This is a genomic window from Pseudomonas sp. FP2196 (assembly GCF_030687715.1).
Classification (GTDB): Bacteria; Pseudomonadota; Gammaproteobacteria; order Pseudomonadales; family Pseudomonadaceae; genus Aquipseudomonas.
The window spans coordinates 2,778,844-2,794,139 of sequence record NZ_CP117445.1 but is presented as its reverse complement, the minus strand read 5'-3'; the positions used below and the strand labels follow the sequence as shown (position 1 = coordinate 2,794,139).

Genomic DNA, 15,296 nt, shown 5'->3' with positions numbered 1-15,296 from the left:
CGTGAACGCTGCGGCCGCCAGCACTTTGATCTTTATCAGCAACTGCACGGATTTTGACGCGGGGTATCACTCGAGCAAAAGATCAGGTAATCAACGGCGCTCACACTCATCGGTCGCCCCAGGCGTTGATGTTCATCGATCTGAGCGGTGACGAGTTCAGTCAGCTTGAGATTAAACCAACACGTTGCCCGTCCACATTGCCAGCGTCAACAATAGCTGGCCCGGGATCACATAGGCGGCGAAGCGCCTGCCGCCGCTGACCCAGGCCACCACACATTTACTCACCGAGTTACTGCTGACGGCAATCAGCGCGGGCGCGGCGATGGCGTCATATGGCAGATGCCCCGCCTTGGCCAGATTCGCCACAGAGGCTGTGGCGGAATGCGCATCGGCAAAGCCTGTCAGTGTCGCCGTGAGCATCACACCCACCTGTCCGAAGTGGTGGAGCATTGCCGATGACAGCAGTGTGATGCCGGTGAGGGTCAGGGTCACGACCAATGCGAGTTTGAGGTTGAACGCCCCCGCCGTTTTGATCGGCTCGCTGCGAGTACCTCGCGTCGGGTCGGGAAACATCAGGCAGGCGCCATACAACGCTGTCGCCACCAGGCCGAAACACAGCGGCGCCCACAGGCTGCGCAGCAGGCCCGGATCAACCGTGGCGAGGATCAGGCCGGCCTGAACCACGGTGGCAAGATTGGACAGAATGGCGGCAGCGCTGAGGATTCTGATGTTGCCCGGTTCATGGGCTACCCGTTGGCCCATGGTGGCGATCGTCACGGTACTGGAGGCAAACCCGGAGGCTATCGCGCTGATGACATAGCCATAGCGGGTGCCCAGCGCACGCACGGCGATATGGCCGATCGCCCCTACCAGCATCAGCAACACCGTCAGGGTACAAATGGTGCGCGGGTTGATCGCGGCATAAGGGCCGATGTAACGGTCCGGCGCCAATGGCAGCACCACCAGCGCCGCGATCAGCAAGACCAGGCCGTCGCGCATCTCCGTGTCGGTCAACTGGCTGTTGGCAAAATGATGCAGCTTCTCGCGATACGTCAGCAACCCGGCGATCACCACGCCCAGGGCAATCGCCAGGGCCGGCGCACCACCGCACAACGCTCCCAGCAGCAACACCGCGAGTAACGCCACTTCGCTGGTCACGCCGGGGTCATCACTCAAGCTGCGCCAATAAGCGATGCTCACCAGCAACGTCACACAGACAGCCATGATCCCCAGCAGCAGGGCACCGCCTATCTGCAGCGCGACGTACCCCAGCAGCGCGGTAATGGCAAATGTGCGCAAGCCGGCGCAGTGTCGCGCATCGCCGGTACCCTTGTGCCGTTCACGCTCAAGCCCGATGAGCATGCCGATCCCCAACGCCGCCGCAGCACCCGAAAGATCGAACATCTCATTCATGATTTATCGCATCCCGCAGGGCTTTCACGCCCTGCCCTGTGCTTGACTCAGCGGGATCATTCAACGCTCGCGACGCCCAAACGACGAGGCACTGGCGCCGTGCGTAACGACTCACCGAAGGTGCTCGGCCAGACATGCGGTGCATCGATGCGGGCCTGAAGCAGACTGACGAAGTCTTGCGCCGCTTGCAGGTGCTTGAAGTTCACGTTCCAGTCATCCAGATGCACGACCCAGCCGTGGGGTGCCTGTCTCTCACTGATCTCGATGTTCATGGTAAACCTCGGTCGAAACGGCAGACCCATCTGCGTTCAAGGGTGATGGCTACTTTCATTACGCCCCTTGCCGCCGGGGCACCGTGTGGAGACGATGCTGTAATCATCCAGGCCGGAATCGGACACAGATTGGCCTGTGCGCTCAGCACAGGACAAAAGCTTGCGCCGACACTTCGGGCCGGTAGTTGATAATGGTCAACAATCGGTGGATGAACCGCATTGCCCAACCGTATATCCGCCCACACGATTCGTCCTGCCATCCAGTTGACAAATATCAAGCCCGCCTGGCCAGCCCGCGCCAGAATGAGCACACGTCCCACTGCCCTTTCACAGCGCAGTGCTTGTGTGTTGATCCACGGGAGTTCTGTCATGTCCGAGCAATCACGCTTCATGCTGGTCGTCTCGCCGCTGATGAAAAACAGTCCGGCATTCGACCGGGCTGCCGCGCTGGCTAAAGCCTCGGATGCCGCGCTGCACATCGTGGCGTTCGACTATCTGGAGGGCCTGGCCACCGCCGGGCTGGTTAACGAGCAAGCCTTGGAGCAAATGCGAGTAGGTTATGTCGAGCGCCATCACCAGTGGCTGGAAGATCAGGCGCGGCCTCTGCGCAAACTCGGCGTACACGTCACCACTGAAGTGGTGTGGGTCGAAAGGCCCTTGCAGGAAATCCTCATTCACTTGAGGGAGCAACCCATGGCCGCGCTGATCAAGGCACTGGAGCACGAATCGCTGCTGTCACGCCTTGTGTTCACGCCGCTGGACGTCCACCTGCTGCGTGAATGTCCTGTGCCGCTGCATTTTGTCAGCCATGTTCAGCATGCCCTGCCACGCAGAATCGTCGCGGCGGTCGACCCGTTCCATCGCGATGGCCAATACCAAGGCCTGAACGACCGGATACTGCGCGAAGCAGCAAGACTGGCAAGCACCTGCAACGCCGATCTGGACGTGATCTATGCCCATGACCTGTCGTCCATCAGCGCCGCCGAATTCGGCTTCGATAACGCGTCAGCCTTCTTTTCCTCAAGCGCCGCCAAGAAGCTGTTCGACGCCCAAGGTGAAGCCTTCCAGGCGCTGGCTGCACGCAACAACATCCCGGCAGAAAACCAGCACATGATTATGGGAGACCCAGCCAAGGTGCTTGCCAGCTATGCCGATGCGTACGACGTCGACGTGATCGTGATGGGCCGTATTGCCCATCGAGGGATAGGCCGCCTGGTCGGCAGTACGGTAGAGCATCTGTTGTACAAGATGCCTTGCAGCGTGTGGGTCATAGCGCCGGAAACATTGACCCTCTGAAGAGCGCTATCCGACAAATGCGTGCTAATCAGGGCGCACCGTCAACGTGCCGCCTACGCCCGAAGACCGCCCGATCTCCTCACGCGCAGGCATCGTCCAGTCCGACGGTCGCTTTTCATAAATCGAATTATGCTGAGGTGCGTCATAGCTGAACATCAACAGGTAGAAACCAAACGCTGCCACCGCCAGCAATGCTCTGCCAATCGGGCTGTCATCCTTGGAAAGGCCGCCAGGTCCGATAAATACATTACCGCCGCGAAGGTAGGCAAAAACAGCTTGGGTAAACCAGGCCTGCGCTCCCAATACCGTCCAGACCAGACTCCCGTCGCCTTTGGAGCGCGCAATGGCGCCTACCAAAGACGCTATGACCATTACCGCCAATATGAGGTAACGAAAGCGCTTTAAAAAAACCAGAACCTTATTCTCCGGCTCCATATCCTTCCTGACTTCCAGTCAACGTATCGAGACATTCGTTGCTATCGGCCGATTCATGTCGATCCTGAGTCGACACGCCGACCAGATGCGCATACACGGCGTTTTAACCCAAGGCCGTGTCGAGAAACATCATTACCCCGAATCCAATCCTCAAACCGAGGGTCGCCGGGGTTTCGTGACCATTGCGGTGGGTCTCGGGAACGACTTCAGGGGACACCACAAAAATCATCGCGCCAGCAACCAGACCCAGGACGAAGGGATAGCCCAGCGCAAAACTACTGGAAATGCATCATGCCAGCGGCGAATCCGGGCATGATGTCCTGGGTGCGAACGGCGATGGCAATGAACGCAAACCAGGAAAGAAATCGCTCCGCCCTTTCATACCCCTTCTCGCTGGCAAAAAAACACAGCACGTCGAGCATAATGCCGGGCACAGCTAACACGACGCCTTGGCCAACCGCGTCGAAGATCATCAGGAAGATACCCAAAACAATAAAGGCGCAGCCAAGCGCTGCCAGAACTCTGCGGCTATTGGTTTGACTCGGATACTTGTTCAGCATTTCTCACCGGCTGAAGTCATCAATTCCATGGCTGCAACTGTAGACCATGCTGTTGCTGCGCACCTGGCCATACCGTTTTCAGAAAGGGCCATTGCAAGGCGTCTACTCATGAATGACCTTGATGTAATCCGTTAACTTTGAGCGCCGCACCAGCACCACCTGAACTCTCCCGGAGCCCGGCGCAAGCGCAGATAACACCAGCATGATCAGCGCCCAATGGGCGGCGCTCGGGTATTGGTCGAGGATGATCATTGAGCCGAAGATGCCAAACACCGGGATCAACAGTGACAACGGTGCCACCTGTGAAACGGGGTATTCACGCAACAGCAGTTTCCCCCCCCCAGTAACTGAAGTAAAAAAGTTAAAAGTGCATTTAAGCACTATTGCTTTCAACTTCCCGGCGACCGGGCATCGTGCTAAAACGGCACAACCCCGCAAAAACGCGCAGGACAGTCACGCAATGCCCAAGAAACCGCCGCTCAGTAAAGAGGCCGCAACCGCCGCAGAAATCGAGCGCTCCATTCAGGCGTTGAACAAAATGGCCGAACGCCTGTGGGGTGATGGTCGAGAAGCAGAAGCCAAAGCCCTTCTCGATGCGCTTGATGCGTTGAATCGGGCGCTCGACCGGATCAGGATTGGCGAGAGTCGCCGGGTTGTGACGCTCCATTAACCTACGGTTTAAGAATCAGCAGCGGCTCGCCCTTCTTCACAATGTAAGTCGCCAGTTCAGAAGCCTTCTCTTTGCCGACGTTACTGGCGACATGCGCCACACCTGCCGGAATAAACAGCGAATCCCCCGCCTTCAGCGTCACCGGCGCCCTGCCCTCAAGTCGATATTCAAACGTGCCGCTAATCACATACGCAACCTCCACACCTGGATGCGCATGCTTGGGCGAGGTCACGCCGGGTTCGAAGTCGACCCGCGCCTGGATCACTTCGCGGTCATCGGCGCCGAGATCCTGGCGAACCAGATCCGTGCGGCTCAGGCCTTGTTGCCAGCTCTTGGGTTGCGTCTCAGCGGCGTGTGCGATTGCGGTCATCGAAGCGAGTATTACGGCGGTGGCCAGAAACAGTGGACGGCGCATGGTGTTGCCCTCTTGTACGTAGTGGTGTGGTGACCGCTACTGTGCGCGGGGCATGTATGGCTGATGTGTCTTAAACCCGGTGTTTGTTATTCATCTGTGTACCCGGCCGGGATTGATACATGTTTATACAAACAGATCGCTGTTCTGCTGCTGCGCCAGCAACCATGTCCGCAAGGCGACGATCTTTTTCGCCCCGGCCGTTTCATGAGGCGTGACCAGATAGAACCCCAGATCATCTTTCAATCGCAGCGCAAAAGGTGCCACCAGCCGGCCGGCACGCAGGTCGTCGTCGACATAGGTCGAGCGCCCGATGCACACCCCCTGCCCGTCGACCGCTGCCTGCACTGCCATCATTGCAAGATCGAAGGTTAACCGTGGCCCTTGGGCTATTTGCGCTGACTGACCCGTTGCGCCGCACCAAGTGCTCCAGTCGCCGCCGGTCATACCGCTAACTTGCAGCATCGTGTGATTGGCCAAATCAGCAGGCGTTTTCAAGGCTTTTGTCCCAGCGAGTAACGCGGGGCTGCACACGGGAAAAATCTCATCGGACATCAAAAAATCGGCACGCAGGCCCTTCCAGTCGCCCCGACCATAGCGAATCGCGGCATCGATGCCACCCTTGCGAAAATCCACCAGATCGGTGGAAGCGCTGACTCGTACTTCAATCTCAGGAAATGCCTGCTGAAATGAAGGCAAGCGCGGCAGCAACCACTTCGACGCCACCGACACCAAGGTGCTGATGGTGAGAACACTGTGGCTGCGCGACGCCAGCAATTGCTCTGTTGAATAGCGCAATTCATGAAACGCCGAACGGATGCCGGGCAAGTAGGCATGCCCGTCTGCCGTGAGCGCCAAACCGTCCTTCAACCGCAGAAACAGAGGCACGCCAAGCTCATCTTCTAGTCGACGGATCTGATGACTGATCGCGGTTTGCGTGACGTTCAGCTCCTGTGCAGCCAAGGTAAAGCTCATGTGCCGAGCAGCGGACTCGAAAGCTCTCAAGCCATTCAAGGAGGGCAATCTGGCAACCATATGACGCTCAATACTCATGAGATTTTGTCATACGCTAACACTCGAAATGACCTTTGCGAAACGCTCAGTGACATTGGATTCTGGCGCCCTGTCTCTACAAGGAACTGCCATGAAACGGTATTTCGCACCGATGACCTGTTCTCTGTCACCGCACATTGTGCTCCGGGAACTGGGGATGCCGTTCGAGTTGATTCGCGTCAACAACCAGACCAAACGCACCGCCGACGGGCGTGATTTTCGTGAGATCAATCCCAAGGGGTATGTGGCAGCGCTGGTGCTGGATAACGGCGAGGTGTTGACGGAGGGGCCGGCGATCCTGCAGTTCCTTGCCGATCAGGTTCCTGGGAGTGCGCTGGCGCCGGCCAATGGCGTGTGGGAGCGTTCGCGCTTGCAGGAACATCTGAACTTCATCAGCAGCGAAATGCATGGCGGCAGTGCGCCGCTGTTTAACAGTCAGATTCCGGAATCGATCAAGTCGCTCTTCAAACACAAACTGTTTTCGCGTTTGGAGTTATTGAGCCAGATGCTCGCCACACAGGACTATCTGATGAGTACCTTCAGCGTGGCCGACGCCTACCTGTTTACCGTCCTCACCTGGCTACCGACATTCAACATCGATATTGAGAACTGGCCGGTGCTGGCCGCCTACATGAAGCGCATCGCCGACCGGCCAAGTGTGCAGTTGGCGATGGCGGCAGAAGCCGCCACACAGCCAGTCTGATCCGTGTCGTTTGTGTGAACGGGCCATGTCGCCATTGAATCTGTAAACTGGCGCGATCTTTTACTCACTCAAACAAGAGATCAGCATGGCCAACCAAGACATCACGTTCACTCCAGACCCGGACGCCGACTCCATTTCCTCCGACGTCGCAACCTTTGGCGGGATCATGGTCTCCACGCAAATTCCGACCCGTGCCGATGGCAGCCTGGAACTGGGGGGTATTACCGAGCAAAGCGAATGCACGCTGCAAGCGCTGAAAGTCGCATTGGAACGTGCCGGCAGTTCGATGGATCGGGTGATGCACCTGACCATCTACCTCACCGACATGGCTGATCGCGCGGCGTTCAACGAGGTTTACAAGCGGTTCTTCGCCAAGCCGTGGCCGGTTCGGGCGGCAGTTGGCGTTGCCTCGCTGGCCGTCGAAGGCATGCGTGTGGAAGTGACCGCGATGGCCGCCAAGGCCTGACCTGACGACATAAATCTCTGTAGGCGCTGTCGAGTGGAACGAGGCTGCGATCTTTTGATCTTTGAAATCAAGATCAAAAGATCGCAGCGTGCCGCAGCTCCTACAAAAGCGAGACCAGGCCTGCAATAGCCATCGGGCAGCACAGGCGTGCCGGGCGCGCGTTTCACGGGTAGAATGCGCGCCTAACCGTGACAGCCTGACTAAAAAAACTATGTCCTTGCCCAAGCATCACCTGGAATTGCTCAGCCCTGCCCGCGATGTGGCCATCGCCCGTGAGGCGATCCTGCACGGCGCCGACGCCGTGTACATTGGCGGCCCGAGCTTCGGCGCGCGCCACAACGCCTGCAACGAAGTCAGCGAAATCGCCGAACTGGTGGAATTCGCCCGCAAGTATCACGCGCGAATCTTCACCACCATCAACACCATCCTGCACGACAACGAACTGGAGCCGGCGCGCAAGCTGATCCATCAGCTGTACGACGCCGGGGTCGACGCGCTGATCGTTCAGGATCTGGGCGTGATGGAGCTGGACATTCCGCCGATCGAGCTGCACGCCTCGACCCAGACCGACATTCGGACGCTGGAGCGGGCCAAGTTCCTCGATCAGGCCGGTTTCTCGCAATTGGTACTGGCCCGCGAGCTGAACCTGCAGGAAATCCGCGCGATCGCCGATGAAACCGACGCCGCCATCGAATTCTTCATCCATGGCGCCTTGTGCGTAGCTTTCTCCGGCCAGTGCAATATTTCTCACGCGCAGACCGGGCGCAGTGCCAACCGTGGCGACTGCTCCCAGGCCTGCCGTTTGCCGTACACCCTCAAAGATGAAAAGGGTGGCGTGATCGCCTACGAAAAACACTTGCTGTCGATGAAAGACAACAACCAGAGCGCCAACATCCGCGCCCTGGTTGAAGCCGGTGTGCGTTCGTTCAAGATCGAAGGCCGCTACAAAGACATGGGCTACGTGAAGAACATCACCGCCTATTACCGCCAGCGCCTCGACGACGTACTTGAAGATCGCCCGGACCTGGCCCGCGCTTCCAGCGGCCGCACCGCGCACTTCTTCCTGCCCGATCCGGAGAAAACCTTCCACCGTGGCAGCACCGATTACTTCGTGACCGATCGCAAGATCGACATCGGCGCCTTCGACTCGCCGACCTTCACCGGTCTGCCGGTGGGCACAGTCGAGAAAGTCGGCAAGCGTGACATGCAGGTCGTGACCCACGAACCGCTGTCCAATGGCGACGGTTTGAACGTGTTGGTCAAGCGTGAAGTGGTCGGTTTCCGCGCCAACATCGCTGAGCCAAAAGGCGAGTTCGAGGAAGACGGCGAGAAGCGCTACCGCTACCGCGTCGAGCCGAACGAAATGCCCGAAGGCCTGTTCAAGCTGCGTCCAAGCCACCCGTTGAATCGCAACCTCGATCACAACTGGCAACAGGCGCTGCAAAAGACCTCTTCCGAACGCCGTGTAGCGTTGAGCTGGTTCGCACGCTTGCGTGAAGAACAGCTGGAAATCACCGCCACCAGCGAAGAAGGCATCAGCGCCAGCGTGACCCTCAACGGCCCGTTCGGTGTTGCCAACAAACCAGAACAGGCACTTGAGCAACTGCGCGATCTGCTCGGTCAACTGGGCACCACGCAGTACCACGCCACCGACATCAAACTGGATGCGCCACAGGCCTTCTTCATCCCTAACTCGCAGCTCAAATCCCTGCGCCGTGAAGTGATTGAAGCCCTGACCGCCGCCCGGGTCGCCGCTCACCCGCGTGGCAGCCGCAAAGCCGAGACCAGCCCGCCGCCGGTGTACCCGGATTCGCATCTGACCTTTTTGGCCAACGTCTACAACCAGAAGGCCCGCGACTTCTATCACCGTCACGGCGTCAAGCTGATCGACGCGGCGTATGAAGCGCACGAAGAGCCAGGCGAAGTGCCAGTGATGATCACCAAGCACTGCCTGCGTTTTTCCTTCAACCTGTGCCCGAAACAGGCCAAAGGCGTGACCGGCGTACGCACCAAAGTCGCGCCGATGCAGTTGATCCACGGCGATGAAGTGCTGACGCTGAAGTTCGATTGCAAGCCGTGCGAAATGCACATCATCGGCAAGATGAAAGGCCACATCCTCAACCTGCCGCAACCGGGCAGCGTGGTCGGCCACATCAGCCCCGAAGACCTGATGAAAACCATCCCGCGCGCACCGCACTGAGTGGTTGGCGAGTACGGTGCTTCGGCGCCGTACTCGCCCGCCCTTCTGCGCCGAAGCCAAATCGCAGGCATAAAAAAACGCCAACTTCTTGCGAAGTTGGCGTTTTTCGATAGATGGCAGGGGCGGCTGGATTCGAACCAACGCATGGCAGGATCAAAACCTGCTGCCTTACCGCTTGGCGACGCCCCTACAGTTCTTATCAGCGGCTCCGTGAGGATCACTGCAAGAACGGGGCGCAATTTAACAACATTCGTTACGTTTGGGAAGCCTGAGATGAAATATTTTTTGTTTTAAAACAGCGACTTATTATTTTGGCCCGAATCAGCCCGTTGATCAGCCCGTTTGACGCTGTGTATCACACTGTGTACGCCCTTCGCCGGGATACATCACCTTTCAACAATGCCGTTCTTCGACACAGGCCGGATACGTCCCTACGCTCAAATGCACGCAAGGTTTCAAGGGTTCACAAAGCCCCCAAGGCCAAAAGCTCGCAAAGGAGACGTCATCATGAAAAAGGCACTGCACACCCGCAAAACCGCATTCGGACTTTCGATCCTGGCGCTGTCGTTGTTCGGTGCCTTTGGCACAGTTCAGGCGCAAACCTCTGAACCTGCAGCCGTAAGCTATTCCGCACCCTCGCCCTTCGGCCCGTTGAAACATGTGAAGGCCGGCGTGCTCGACGTCGCCTACGCCGAAACCGGCCCGGCCAATGGCCCGGTGGTGATTCTGCTGCACGGTTGGCCGTATGACATTCACAGCTACGACGAAGTCGCGCCGTTGCTCGCGGCCAAGGGTTATCGGGTATTGATGCCCTATGCGCGCGGTTATGGCGATACACAGTTCCTCTCCAAGGACACCCTGCGCAACGGCCAACCGGCGGCGCTGGCCAGTGATGTCATCGACTTCATGGATGCCTTGAAGATCAAGCAAGCGGTGCTCGGCGGCTACGATTGGGGCGCACGTTCGGCGGGTATCGTCTCGGCGCTGTGGCCGGAACGGGTCAAGGCACTGGTGTCGGTCAGCGGCTACCTGATCGGCAATCAGGCCGCCGGCCAGAATCCGTTGCCGCCCAAGGCTGAATTGCAGTGGTGGTATCAGTTTTACTTTGCTACCGACCGGGGTCGCGCCGGCTACGCAAAAAACACCCACGACTTCGCCAAGCTGATCTGGCAAACGGCGTCACCGCAGTGGGAGTTTGATGACGCCACGTTCGACCGCTCTGCCAAAGCCCTGGAGAACCCGGATCACGTCGACATCACCGTGTTCAACTACCGCTGGCGTCTGGGCCTGGTGCAGGGCGAAGCGAAATATGCGGCGCTGGAGCAAAAACTGGCCACCGCACCGTCGATCAGCGTGCCGACCATCACGCTGGAGGGCGACGCCAACGGCGCACCGCACCCGGCGCCTGAGGATTACGCCAAACGCTTCACGGGCAAGTACCAGTTCCGCTTGATCAACGGCGGCATTGGCCACAACTTGCCGCAGGAAGATCCGCAGGCGTTTGCCAAGGCTGTGATTGATGCGGATCACCTGTAAAGGCGTCTTATCCTGGCGCAAACAAAAAAGCAGTCAGCCGCAAAGGCTGACTGCTTGATCATTAACGTGAGTGATTAATCGATTGGCACAACGTTATCCAGCGCCTTGTTCACCGCCAACTCCCCCAACATGACCACTTGCGCAATGCCCAGCAGGGTATTGCGGTTTGACCCCTCCAGCGCACCTGCAAAATTACCGAGCATGACCGCGGCGGACGCCAAGGAACCGCTGGCATTGGTCAGCAAGGATTCGGTGTCGGATTGCGGGTTGACCGTAAATAGAGTGCTGGGCGTATAGGGAGTGGCCATGATCACGGCCGCCGGCGACAGGCAGTCCGGATCGGTAACCGGTGGTTCGGGTGTCTTGGACATCAGCTGAAACTCCCCACTAGTGCGGCAAGCGCTGGTTGTCGAGGACTCGACCGACCACCAGCTCACTGAGCATGATCACCTGCTGCAGGATCAGCATCTTTTTGCGCTGTGAAGGGTCTATCGAATCGGCGAGTTCACGGGCCATGTCACTGGCGGAGGACAAGGTTTCAGTCGCCTCGACGAGCAGCGTTTCGTTATCCGCTGCGGGATCGATGAGGTAGACCTTGCCGGTCTTGCGGGTGGGCACTGAAGTCTTCAGTGCTGAAGGATTGAGGTAGAAGTTGATCGCGTGTTCTGTTGCCTTTTTGATGTTTTGCACATCAAGGGCGGGATCGTAGGGGATCGAATCGGTTTCTGGTGGGTTTGGCGTAATTTTGAACATAGATGACACCTGTTTTAAAAGATAAAAGGAGCCATCACTCTCGCTACCAAACGAAGGGTGGCGGCCATTTGTGGGTTGGTAGACCGGTCAAAACAGTAAACCCGGCGCTCCCGAGGGAGCCCCACGCATGGCCACCATATAAATTTCAGCCTTAAAAAACGAGGCTGCAAATGGCGACGCAATAACTGTAAATGAAGCGGGCTACCAAACCCGATCACTGTTTTGCAGTGACCGGGAAACGATACAGCCCGCCTCAAGGCGCGTAAGCCGGCGGATTCTGGCGTACGCGTAGGTAACGGCGCAAGGTGTTGTAGCCGTTATGGCGTAACAGTGCGTGTAAGTTAAACGTGTGCGCGAAATGTTGTTTAAGCAGCCTGCATGCCCTGGTCCTGGTCCTGAGGTGCCTTGGCAAAGCGTTGGGCCAAATAGCGTTACTTGCGTCGGTTCATTTTAAGTGTGGGCCTGCTAAAGCATAGCGGCTTGCCTCTGCCATCAAGTCATCGCACATAGGATTCGCCTTGAGGACGTGTGCAGCCGGGTCGATTATCGACAAACCCAGCGACGTCTCTTCTGTGGCGCAAGTCCAGACTTCTCCCATAGGCCCGACAATTTGGCTTTCACCTCGGAAAGTCGCCTCTGCGCCCGCATACATTTCCACACCCGTACGATTGGCACAAATCAGCGGAGTGGCGTTTTCCATCGCGCGAATGCGCGCAAGCTGGGTTGTCCAAGGCCCACCATAGTTGGCGGGACAACACAGTAACTGCGCACCTTGGCGCACCAACAGGCGAGCGGCTTCTGGCATCCAAAGGTCGAAACAGGTAAGAACGCCGAAACGGCAGATTCCATCATCGAAACACGCTAATGAATCGCCTGGGGTGAAGATGAGCTTTTCTATACGAGACAGGTGGCACTTGCGCTGTTTTCCCAGCCAGCGTCCGCGCGATACGACAATCGCCGTATTGAAGATTTGATCGCCGTCACGCTCGGCGATACCCGCAATCAGCGTTGCATTCTTGTCTGCCGACAGCTGCAGTAAAAACTGCGCCGTTGGCCCATCGAGCGCCGATTCAGCATGAAGAAACAATGCCTCAGGCGATTCGTGAAAATAACCAATGGTGCAAAGCTCGGGCATTACCAAGAGATCAAATTGTGCCGAGTCAACAGCATCGCGAATTTTATTGAAGTTTGCTGCTGGGTCGCCAAATGAAACCGGGTACTGCAAAAAAGCGGTCAGCATGAATTCTTCCAACCATTATGGGGAGGGATCTGGGCCCGGGATTATCTTGCCTTGGGCGGCGTCAAGTTTGGACTATTTCCTTACCGGATGTCAGGCAAGCCACCCGCGCCGTCTCAGATCAGTCAACCGTAAACAACATCGGCCTGGTAATACCGAAGTGAACTCGGGCTGGTAACGGTTTGGGTTATTTGACGAGGCGTTTTTCTTTTGAGGGGCGATAGCCGAAGTATGAGCTGTAGCACTTACTGAAATGGCTCGGCGAGACGAAACCACACGCCACCAGCACTTCCACTTGCGACAACTCGGTGTGTTGCAGCAAGCGCCGCGCTTCGGTGATGCGCAGTTCCAGGTAATAGCGCTGCGGCGTGGTGCCGAGTTGCTCTTTGAACAAGCGCTCCAACTGGCGCCGGGAGCGGCCGGCATAAACCGCCAATTGCTCCAGCTCCAACGGTTCTTCCAGGTTGGCATCCATCAGCTTCACCACTTCACGCAACGGTGCACTGACGCAGATGTTTTCATCGGGTTTGATGCGCCGATACCGCGACTCTTCGAACGCCAGAATGTCCTCAATACCTTCAACCAGCGCCTTGCCGTGCAAACTTTTGATCCAGTCCAGCGCCATATGGAAAGCCCCGGAGGGGCTGGACGCCGTGAGCCGGTCGCGATCTATCACGTAAGGTTCACTGCTGACTTGGGTGGACTTGGCAATTTCAGTGAGCGCCGGACGATGCTCCGGGTGGATCGCGCAGCGGTAACCGTCGAGCAATCCGGCGCGCCCGAGAAACCACGCACCATTCCACAAGCCAGCCAGACTGACGCCCCGCTCCGCCGCCGCACGCAACAGATGGATCAACGCATCCGTCGCCTTTAGTTCGGTGCGATAACCACCGCACACCACCAGCAGATCCAGCTCCTGAAGCGCCGGCAGATCAATCCGCGCATCCGGGCGAATGATCAGGCCCAGATCACTGACGACTTCTTCATCACTTAATGCAAACGTACGAGCAGCAAAAAGCCCCGGACGCAAAAGGTTGCTGGTGATGATCGTGTCCAGCGCCTGGGTGAAGGCCGGCAGCGAAAAATGTTCGAGCAGCAGAAAACCGGTGCGCGTGATGCGAGTTTCAGCAGATTGCTCATTCAGATAGCGGAGGTTTTTCCCCTTCATGCCTCCGCTGAATTGGCGTCGTTCGATCAAGGTCGGGTCCATCGGTGATGTTGTTATCCGCCGATAGTTGGCCTGATCCGCGCCAGAGTCAATCTCGCCTGCGGCCGGTGGCTGCTTGCACCCGTTGCGCTACGCCATCAACTCAACAATCCAGTCAATAAAAACTCGCAACTTGCGACTGACATGCCGGTTCGGCGGATAGGCCACGTAGAGCGGCATCGGTTCCAGTTGCCAGTCTTCGAACAAGGGCACTAACTCGCCCTGAGCCACGTGCGCATCGGACATGTATTTGGGCAACCACAGCACACCCATACCGGCGAGGCCTGCCGCGAGGTAGGCATTACCGTCATCGACCGCCAGCACATGGCGGCCCTTTATTTGCAGACTTTCGCTGTCGTTATGCAACGCATAAGGCACAGGTTTTCCCGTGCGCGCCCACAAAAAACCGACGACCCGATGATGCGAATCTTCCAGCTCTTGCGGATGCACCAGTGTGCCGGCGCGGGCCAGATAGGCGGGCGCGGCAAACACACCCAGTGGAAGATCCGCGACTTTGCGAGCCATCAATGACTGATCCAGCAGTTCACCTCCGCGCACCACGCAATCGACGTTCTCATCGATGATGTCGACGATACGATCACTGACGCCCATGTCGATCTGGATGTCCGGGTAACGCGCGTGAAACCCGGGCAATGCCGGCACAAGAATATGGCGCGCCAGTGGACTGGGCACATCCACGCGCAACCGGCCACTGGGCAAAGCGGCGGCGCCGGACAGGCTGGTTTCGGCATCCTCCAGGTCGGCCAGCAGCTTGATCACTCGCTCGTAATACAGCGTGCCGTCCGCCGTGACGTTGACCTTGCGCGTCGTACGGTTGAGCAATCTGACCCGCAACCTCGCCTCTAGCTGTTGGACCAACTGGGTCACCGTGGTCTTGCTCATGTGCAGGGTTTCGGCGGCTTTGGTGAAACTCCCCGCCTCGACGACCCGGGCGAAGGCCTGCATTGCATCAAATCGGTCCACTTTTCGCCCTCTGATTGTTTGTATATTGCAAACAGTGAGCGCCAAGATTGCGCGTTTATCGCCCCACTGCAAACCCCTAATGTTGCTTCATCAACTCAC

The 15,296-nt window shown here is 57.9% G+C and carries 17 protein-coding genes, 1 tRNA gene and 1 pseudogene; 6 read left to right on the top strand and 13 right to left on the bottom strand.

Features of this window, described 5'->3' with window-relative positions; all coding sequences use genetic code 11:
* Nucleotides 1–171: 171 nt before the first annotated feature.
* Nucleotides 172–1,413, bottom strand: coding sequence for a DUF4010 domain-containing protein (locus PSH79_RS12575; protein WP_305443319.1), 1,242 nt, complete (start codon nucleotides 1,411–1,413; stop codon nucleotides 172–174).
* A gap of 56 nt (nucleotides 1,414–1,469) precedes the next feature.
* Nucleotides 1,470–1,685, bottom strand: coding sequence for a hypothetical protein (locus PSH79_RS12570; protein ID WP_305443316.1), 216 nt, complete (start codon nucleotides 1,683–1,685; stop codon nucleotides 1,470–1,472).
* Nucleotides 1,686–2,054: 369 nt separating this feature from the next.
* On the opposite strand from PSH79_RS12570, the gene PSH79_RS12565 reads away from it, so the two are divergent.
* Complete coding sequence (locus PSH79_RS12565) at nucleotides 2,055–2,981, top strand: universal stress protein (protein ID WP_305443314.1); 927 nt, start codon at nucleotides 2,055–2,057, stop codon at nucleotides 2,979–2,981.
* A 24-nt stretch (nucleotides 2,982–3,005) separates the two neighbouring features.
* On the opposite strand, the gene PSH79_RS12560 is transcribed toward PSH79_RS12565, so the two are convergent.
* From PSH79_RS12560 to PSH79_RS12550, 3 genes and pseudogenes are all read right to left on the bottom strand, one after another.
* Nucleotides 3,006–3,416 carry a hypothetical protein gene (locus PSH79_RS12560; RefSeq protein ID WP_305443312.1) on the bottom strand — a complete coding sequence of 137 codons (411 nt, stop codon included), beginning with the start codon at nucleotides 3,414–3,416 and terminating at the stop codon, nucleotides 3,006–3,008.
* A 103-nt stretch (nucleotides 3,417–3,519) separates the two neighbouring features.
* Nucleotides 3,520–3,702 (bottom strand): annotated as a pseudogene (locus PSH79_RS12555) (ZIP family metal transporter); the annotation flags it as partial.
* Nucleotides 3,692–3,976, bottom strand: a complete 285-nt coding sequence (locus tag PSH79_RS12550) for a hypothetical protein (RefSeq protein WP_305443310.1) — start codon at nucleotides 3,974–3,976, stop codon at nucleotides 3,692–3,694. The gene PSH79_RS12550 and the pseudogene PSH79_RS12555, both read right to left, overlap by 11 nt.
* Before the next feature lie 460 nt (nucleotides 3,977–4,436).
* Here PSH79_RS12550 and PSH79_RS12545 point away from each other — a divergent pair, with 460 nt between their 5' ends.
* On the top strand, nucleotides 4,437–4,646 hold the full coding sequence (locus tag PSH79_RS12545; RefSeq protein ID WP_305443937.1) for a hypothetical protein: 210 nt from the start codon (nucleotides 4,437–4,439) through the stop codon (nucleotides 4,644–4,646).
* 1 nt (nucleotide 4,647) lies between these two features.
* On the opposite strand, the gene PSH79_RS12540 is transcribed toward PSH79_RS12545, so the two are convergent.
* Both PSH79_RS12540 and PSH79_RS12535 read right to left on the bottom strand, forming a co-directional pair.
* The gene (locus tag PSH79_RS12540; protein ID WP_370872659.1) at nucleotides 4,648–5,016 is read right to left on the bottom strand and encodes a cupin domain-containing protein; all 369 of its coding nucleotides are present in this window, start codon (nucleotides 5,014–5,016) and stop codon (nucleotides 4,648–4,650) included.
* A 168-nt stretch (nucleotides 5,017–5,184) separates the two neighbouring features.
* Complete coding sequence (locus PSH79_RS12535) at nucleotides 5,185–6,093, bottom strand: transcriptional regulator GcvA (RefSeq protein ID WP_305443935.1); 909 nt, start codon at nucleotides 6,091–6,093, stop codon at nucleotides 5,185–5,187.
* 109 nt (nucleotides 6,094–6,202) lie between these two features.
* On the opposite strand from PSH79_RS12535, the gene gstA reads away from it, so the two are divergent.
* The 3 genes from gstA to PSH79_RS12520 all read left to right on the top strand — a co-directional run bounded on the left by gstA (nucleotide 6,203) and on the right by PSH79_RS12520 (nucleotide 9,480).
* Nucleotides 6,203–6,814, top strand: a complete 612-nt coding sequence (gene gstA / locus PSH79_RS12530; RefSeq protein WP_305443307.1) for a glutathione transferase GstA — start codon at nucleotides 6,203–6,205, stop codon at nucleotides 6,812–6,814.
* An 85-nt stretch (nucleotides 6,815–6,899) separates the two neighbouring features.
* A complete protein-coding gene (locus PSH79_RS12525; RefSeq protein WP_123464338.1) occupies nucleotides 6,900–7,280 on the top strand; it encodes a RidA family protein in 381 nt (126 codons plus the stop codon).
* Between the two features lie 211 nt (nucleotides 7,281–7,491).
* The gene (locus tag PSH79_RS12520) at nucleotides 7,492–9,480 is read left to right on the top strand and encodes a U32 family peptidase (protein WP_305443303.1); all 1,989 of its coding nucleotides are present in this window, start codon (nucleotides 7,492–7,494) and stop codon (nucleotides 9,478–9,480) included.
* A 114-nt stretch (nucleotides 9,481–9,594) separates the two neighbouring features.
* Here PSH79_RS12520 and PSH79_RS12515 read toward each other — a convergent pair.
* Nucleotides 9,595–9,669 (bottom strand) — tRNA-Gln (locus PSH79_RS12515).
* Nucleotides 9,670–9,987: 318 nt separating this feature from the next.
* Between PSH79_RS12515 and PSH79_RS12510 the strand changes: the two genes are divergently transcribed.
* Nucleotides 9,988–11,016: an alpha/beta fold hydrolase gene (locus PSH79_RS12510; RefSeq protein WP_305443301.1), complete on the top strand. Its 1,029-nt coding sequence runs from the start codon at nucleotides 9,988–9,990 to the stop codon at nucleotides 11,014–11,016.
* Between the two features lie 74 nt (nucleotides 11,017–11,090).
* Here the strand turns inward: PSH79_RS12510 and PSH79_RS12505 are convergent, their stop codons facing one another.
* The 5 genes from PSH79_RS12505 to PSH79_RS12485 all read right to left on the bottom strand — a co-directional run bounded on the left by PSH79_RS12505 (nucleotide 11,091) and on the right by PSH79_RS12485 (nucleotide 15,197).
* Nucleotides 11,091–11,387 carry a DUF6124 family protein gene (locus PSH79_RS12505; protein ID WP_305443298.1) on the bottom strand — a complete coding sequence of 99 codons (297 nt, stop codon included), beginning with the start codon at nucleotides 11,385–11,387 and terminating at the stop codon, nucleotides 11,091–11,093.
* Nucleotides 11,388–11,403: 16 nt separating this feature from the next.
* The gene (locus PSH79_RS12500) at nucleotides 11,404–11,769 is read right to left on the bottom strand and encodes a DUF6124 family protein (RefSeq protein ID WP_305443296.1); all 366 of its coding nucleotides are present in this window, start codon (nucleotides 11,767–11,769) and stop codon (nucleotides 11,404–11,406) included.
* 445 nt (nucleotides 11,770–12,214) lie between these two features.
* On the bottom strand, nucleotides 12,215–13,009 hold the full coding sequence (locus tag PSH79_RS12495; protein ID WP_305443294.1) for a nitrilase-related carbon-nitrogen hydrolase: 795 nt from the start codon (nucleotides 13,007–13,009) through the stop codon (nucleotides 12,215–12,217).
* Nucleotides 13,010–13,193: 184 nt separating this feature from the next.
* The gene (locus tag PSH79_RS12490; RefSeq protein ID WP_305443292.1) at nucleotides 13,194–14,216 is read right to left on the bottom strand and encodes a GlxA family transcriptional regulator; all 1,023 of its coding nucleotides are present in this window, start codon (nucleotides 14,214–14,216) and stop codon (nucleotides 13,194–13,196) included.
* Between the two features lie 87 nt (nucleotides 14,217–14,303).
* A complete protein-coding gene (locus PSH79_RS12485) occupies nucleotides 14,304–15,197 on the bottom strand; it encodes a LysR family transcriptional regulator (RefSeq protein WP_305443290.1) in 894 nt (297 codons plus the stop codon).
* Between the last annotated feature and the right edge of the window lie 99 nt (nucleotides 15,198–15,296).

Coding starts and splice junctions, on each gene's coding strand:
- PSH79_RS12575 (WP_305443319.1), bottom strand. CDS start 1,413: ATGAATGAGATGTTCGATCTTTCGGGTGCTGCGGCGGCGTTGGGGATC.
- PSH79_RS12570 (WP_305443316.1), bottom strand. CDS start 1,685: ATGAACATCGAGATCAGTGAGAGACAGGCACCCCACGGCTGGGTCGTG.
- PSH79_RS12565 (WP_305443314.1), top strand. CDS start 2,055: ATGTCCGAGCAATCACGCTTCATGCTGGTCGTCTCGCCGCTGATGAAA.
- PSH79_RS12560 (WP_305443312.1), bottom strand. CDS start 3,416: ATGGAGCCGGAGAATAAGGTTCTGGTTTTTTTAAAGCGCTTTCGTTAC.
- PSH79_RS12550 (WP_305443310.1), bottom strand. CDS start 3,976: ATGCTGAACAAGTATCCGAGTCAAACCAATAGCCGCAGAGTTCTGGCA.
- PSH79_RS12545 (WP_305443937.1), top strand. CDS start 4,437: ATGCCCAAGAAACCGCCGCTCAGTAAAGAGGCCGCAACCGCCGCAGAA.
- PSH79_RS12540 (WP_370872659.1), bottom strand. CDS start 5,016: ATGACCGCAATCGCACACGCCGCTGAGACGCAACCCAAGAGCTGGCAA.
- PSH79_RS12535 (WP_305443935.1), bottom strand. CDS start 6,093: ATGGTTGCCAGATTGCCCTCCTTGAATGGCTTGAGAGCTTTCGAGTCC.
- gstA (WP_305443307.1), top strand. CDS start 6,203: ATGAAACGGTATTTCGCACCGATGACCTGTTCTCTGTCACCGCACATT.
- PSH79_RS12525 (WP_123464338.1), top strand. CDS start 6,900: ATGGCCAACCAAGACATCACGTTCACTCCAGACCCGGACGCCGACTCC.
- PSH79_RS12520 (WP_305443303.1), top strand. CDS start 7,492: ATGTCCTTGCCCAAGCATCACCTGGAATTGCTCAGCCCTGCCCGCGAT.
- PSH79_RS12510 (WP_305443301.1), top strand. CDS start 9,988: ATGAAAAAGGCACTGCACACCCGCAAAACCGCATTCGGACTTTCGATC.
- PSH79_RS12505 (WP_305443298.1), bottom strand. CDS start 11,387: ATGTCCAAGACACCCGAACCACCGGTTACCGATCCGGACTGCCTGTCG.
- PSH79_RS12500 (WP_305443296.1), bottom strand. CDS start 11,769: ATGTTCAAAATTACGCCAAACCCACCAGAAACCGATTCGATCCCCTAC.
- PSH79_RS12495 (WP_305443294.1), bottom strand. CDS start 13,009: ATGCTGACCGCTTTTTTGCAGTACCCGGTTTCATTTGGCGACCCAGCA.
- PSH79_RS12490 (WP_305443292.1), bottom strand. CDS start 14,216: ATGGACCCGACCTTGATCGAACGACGCCAATTCAGCGGAGGCATGAAG.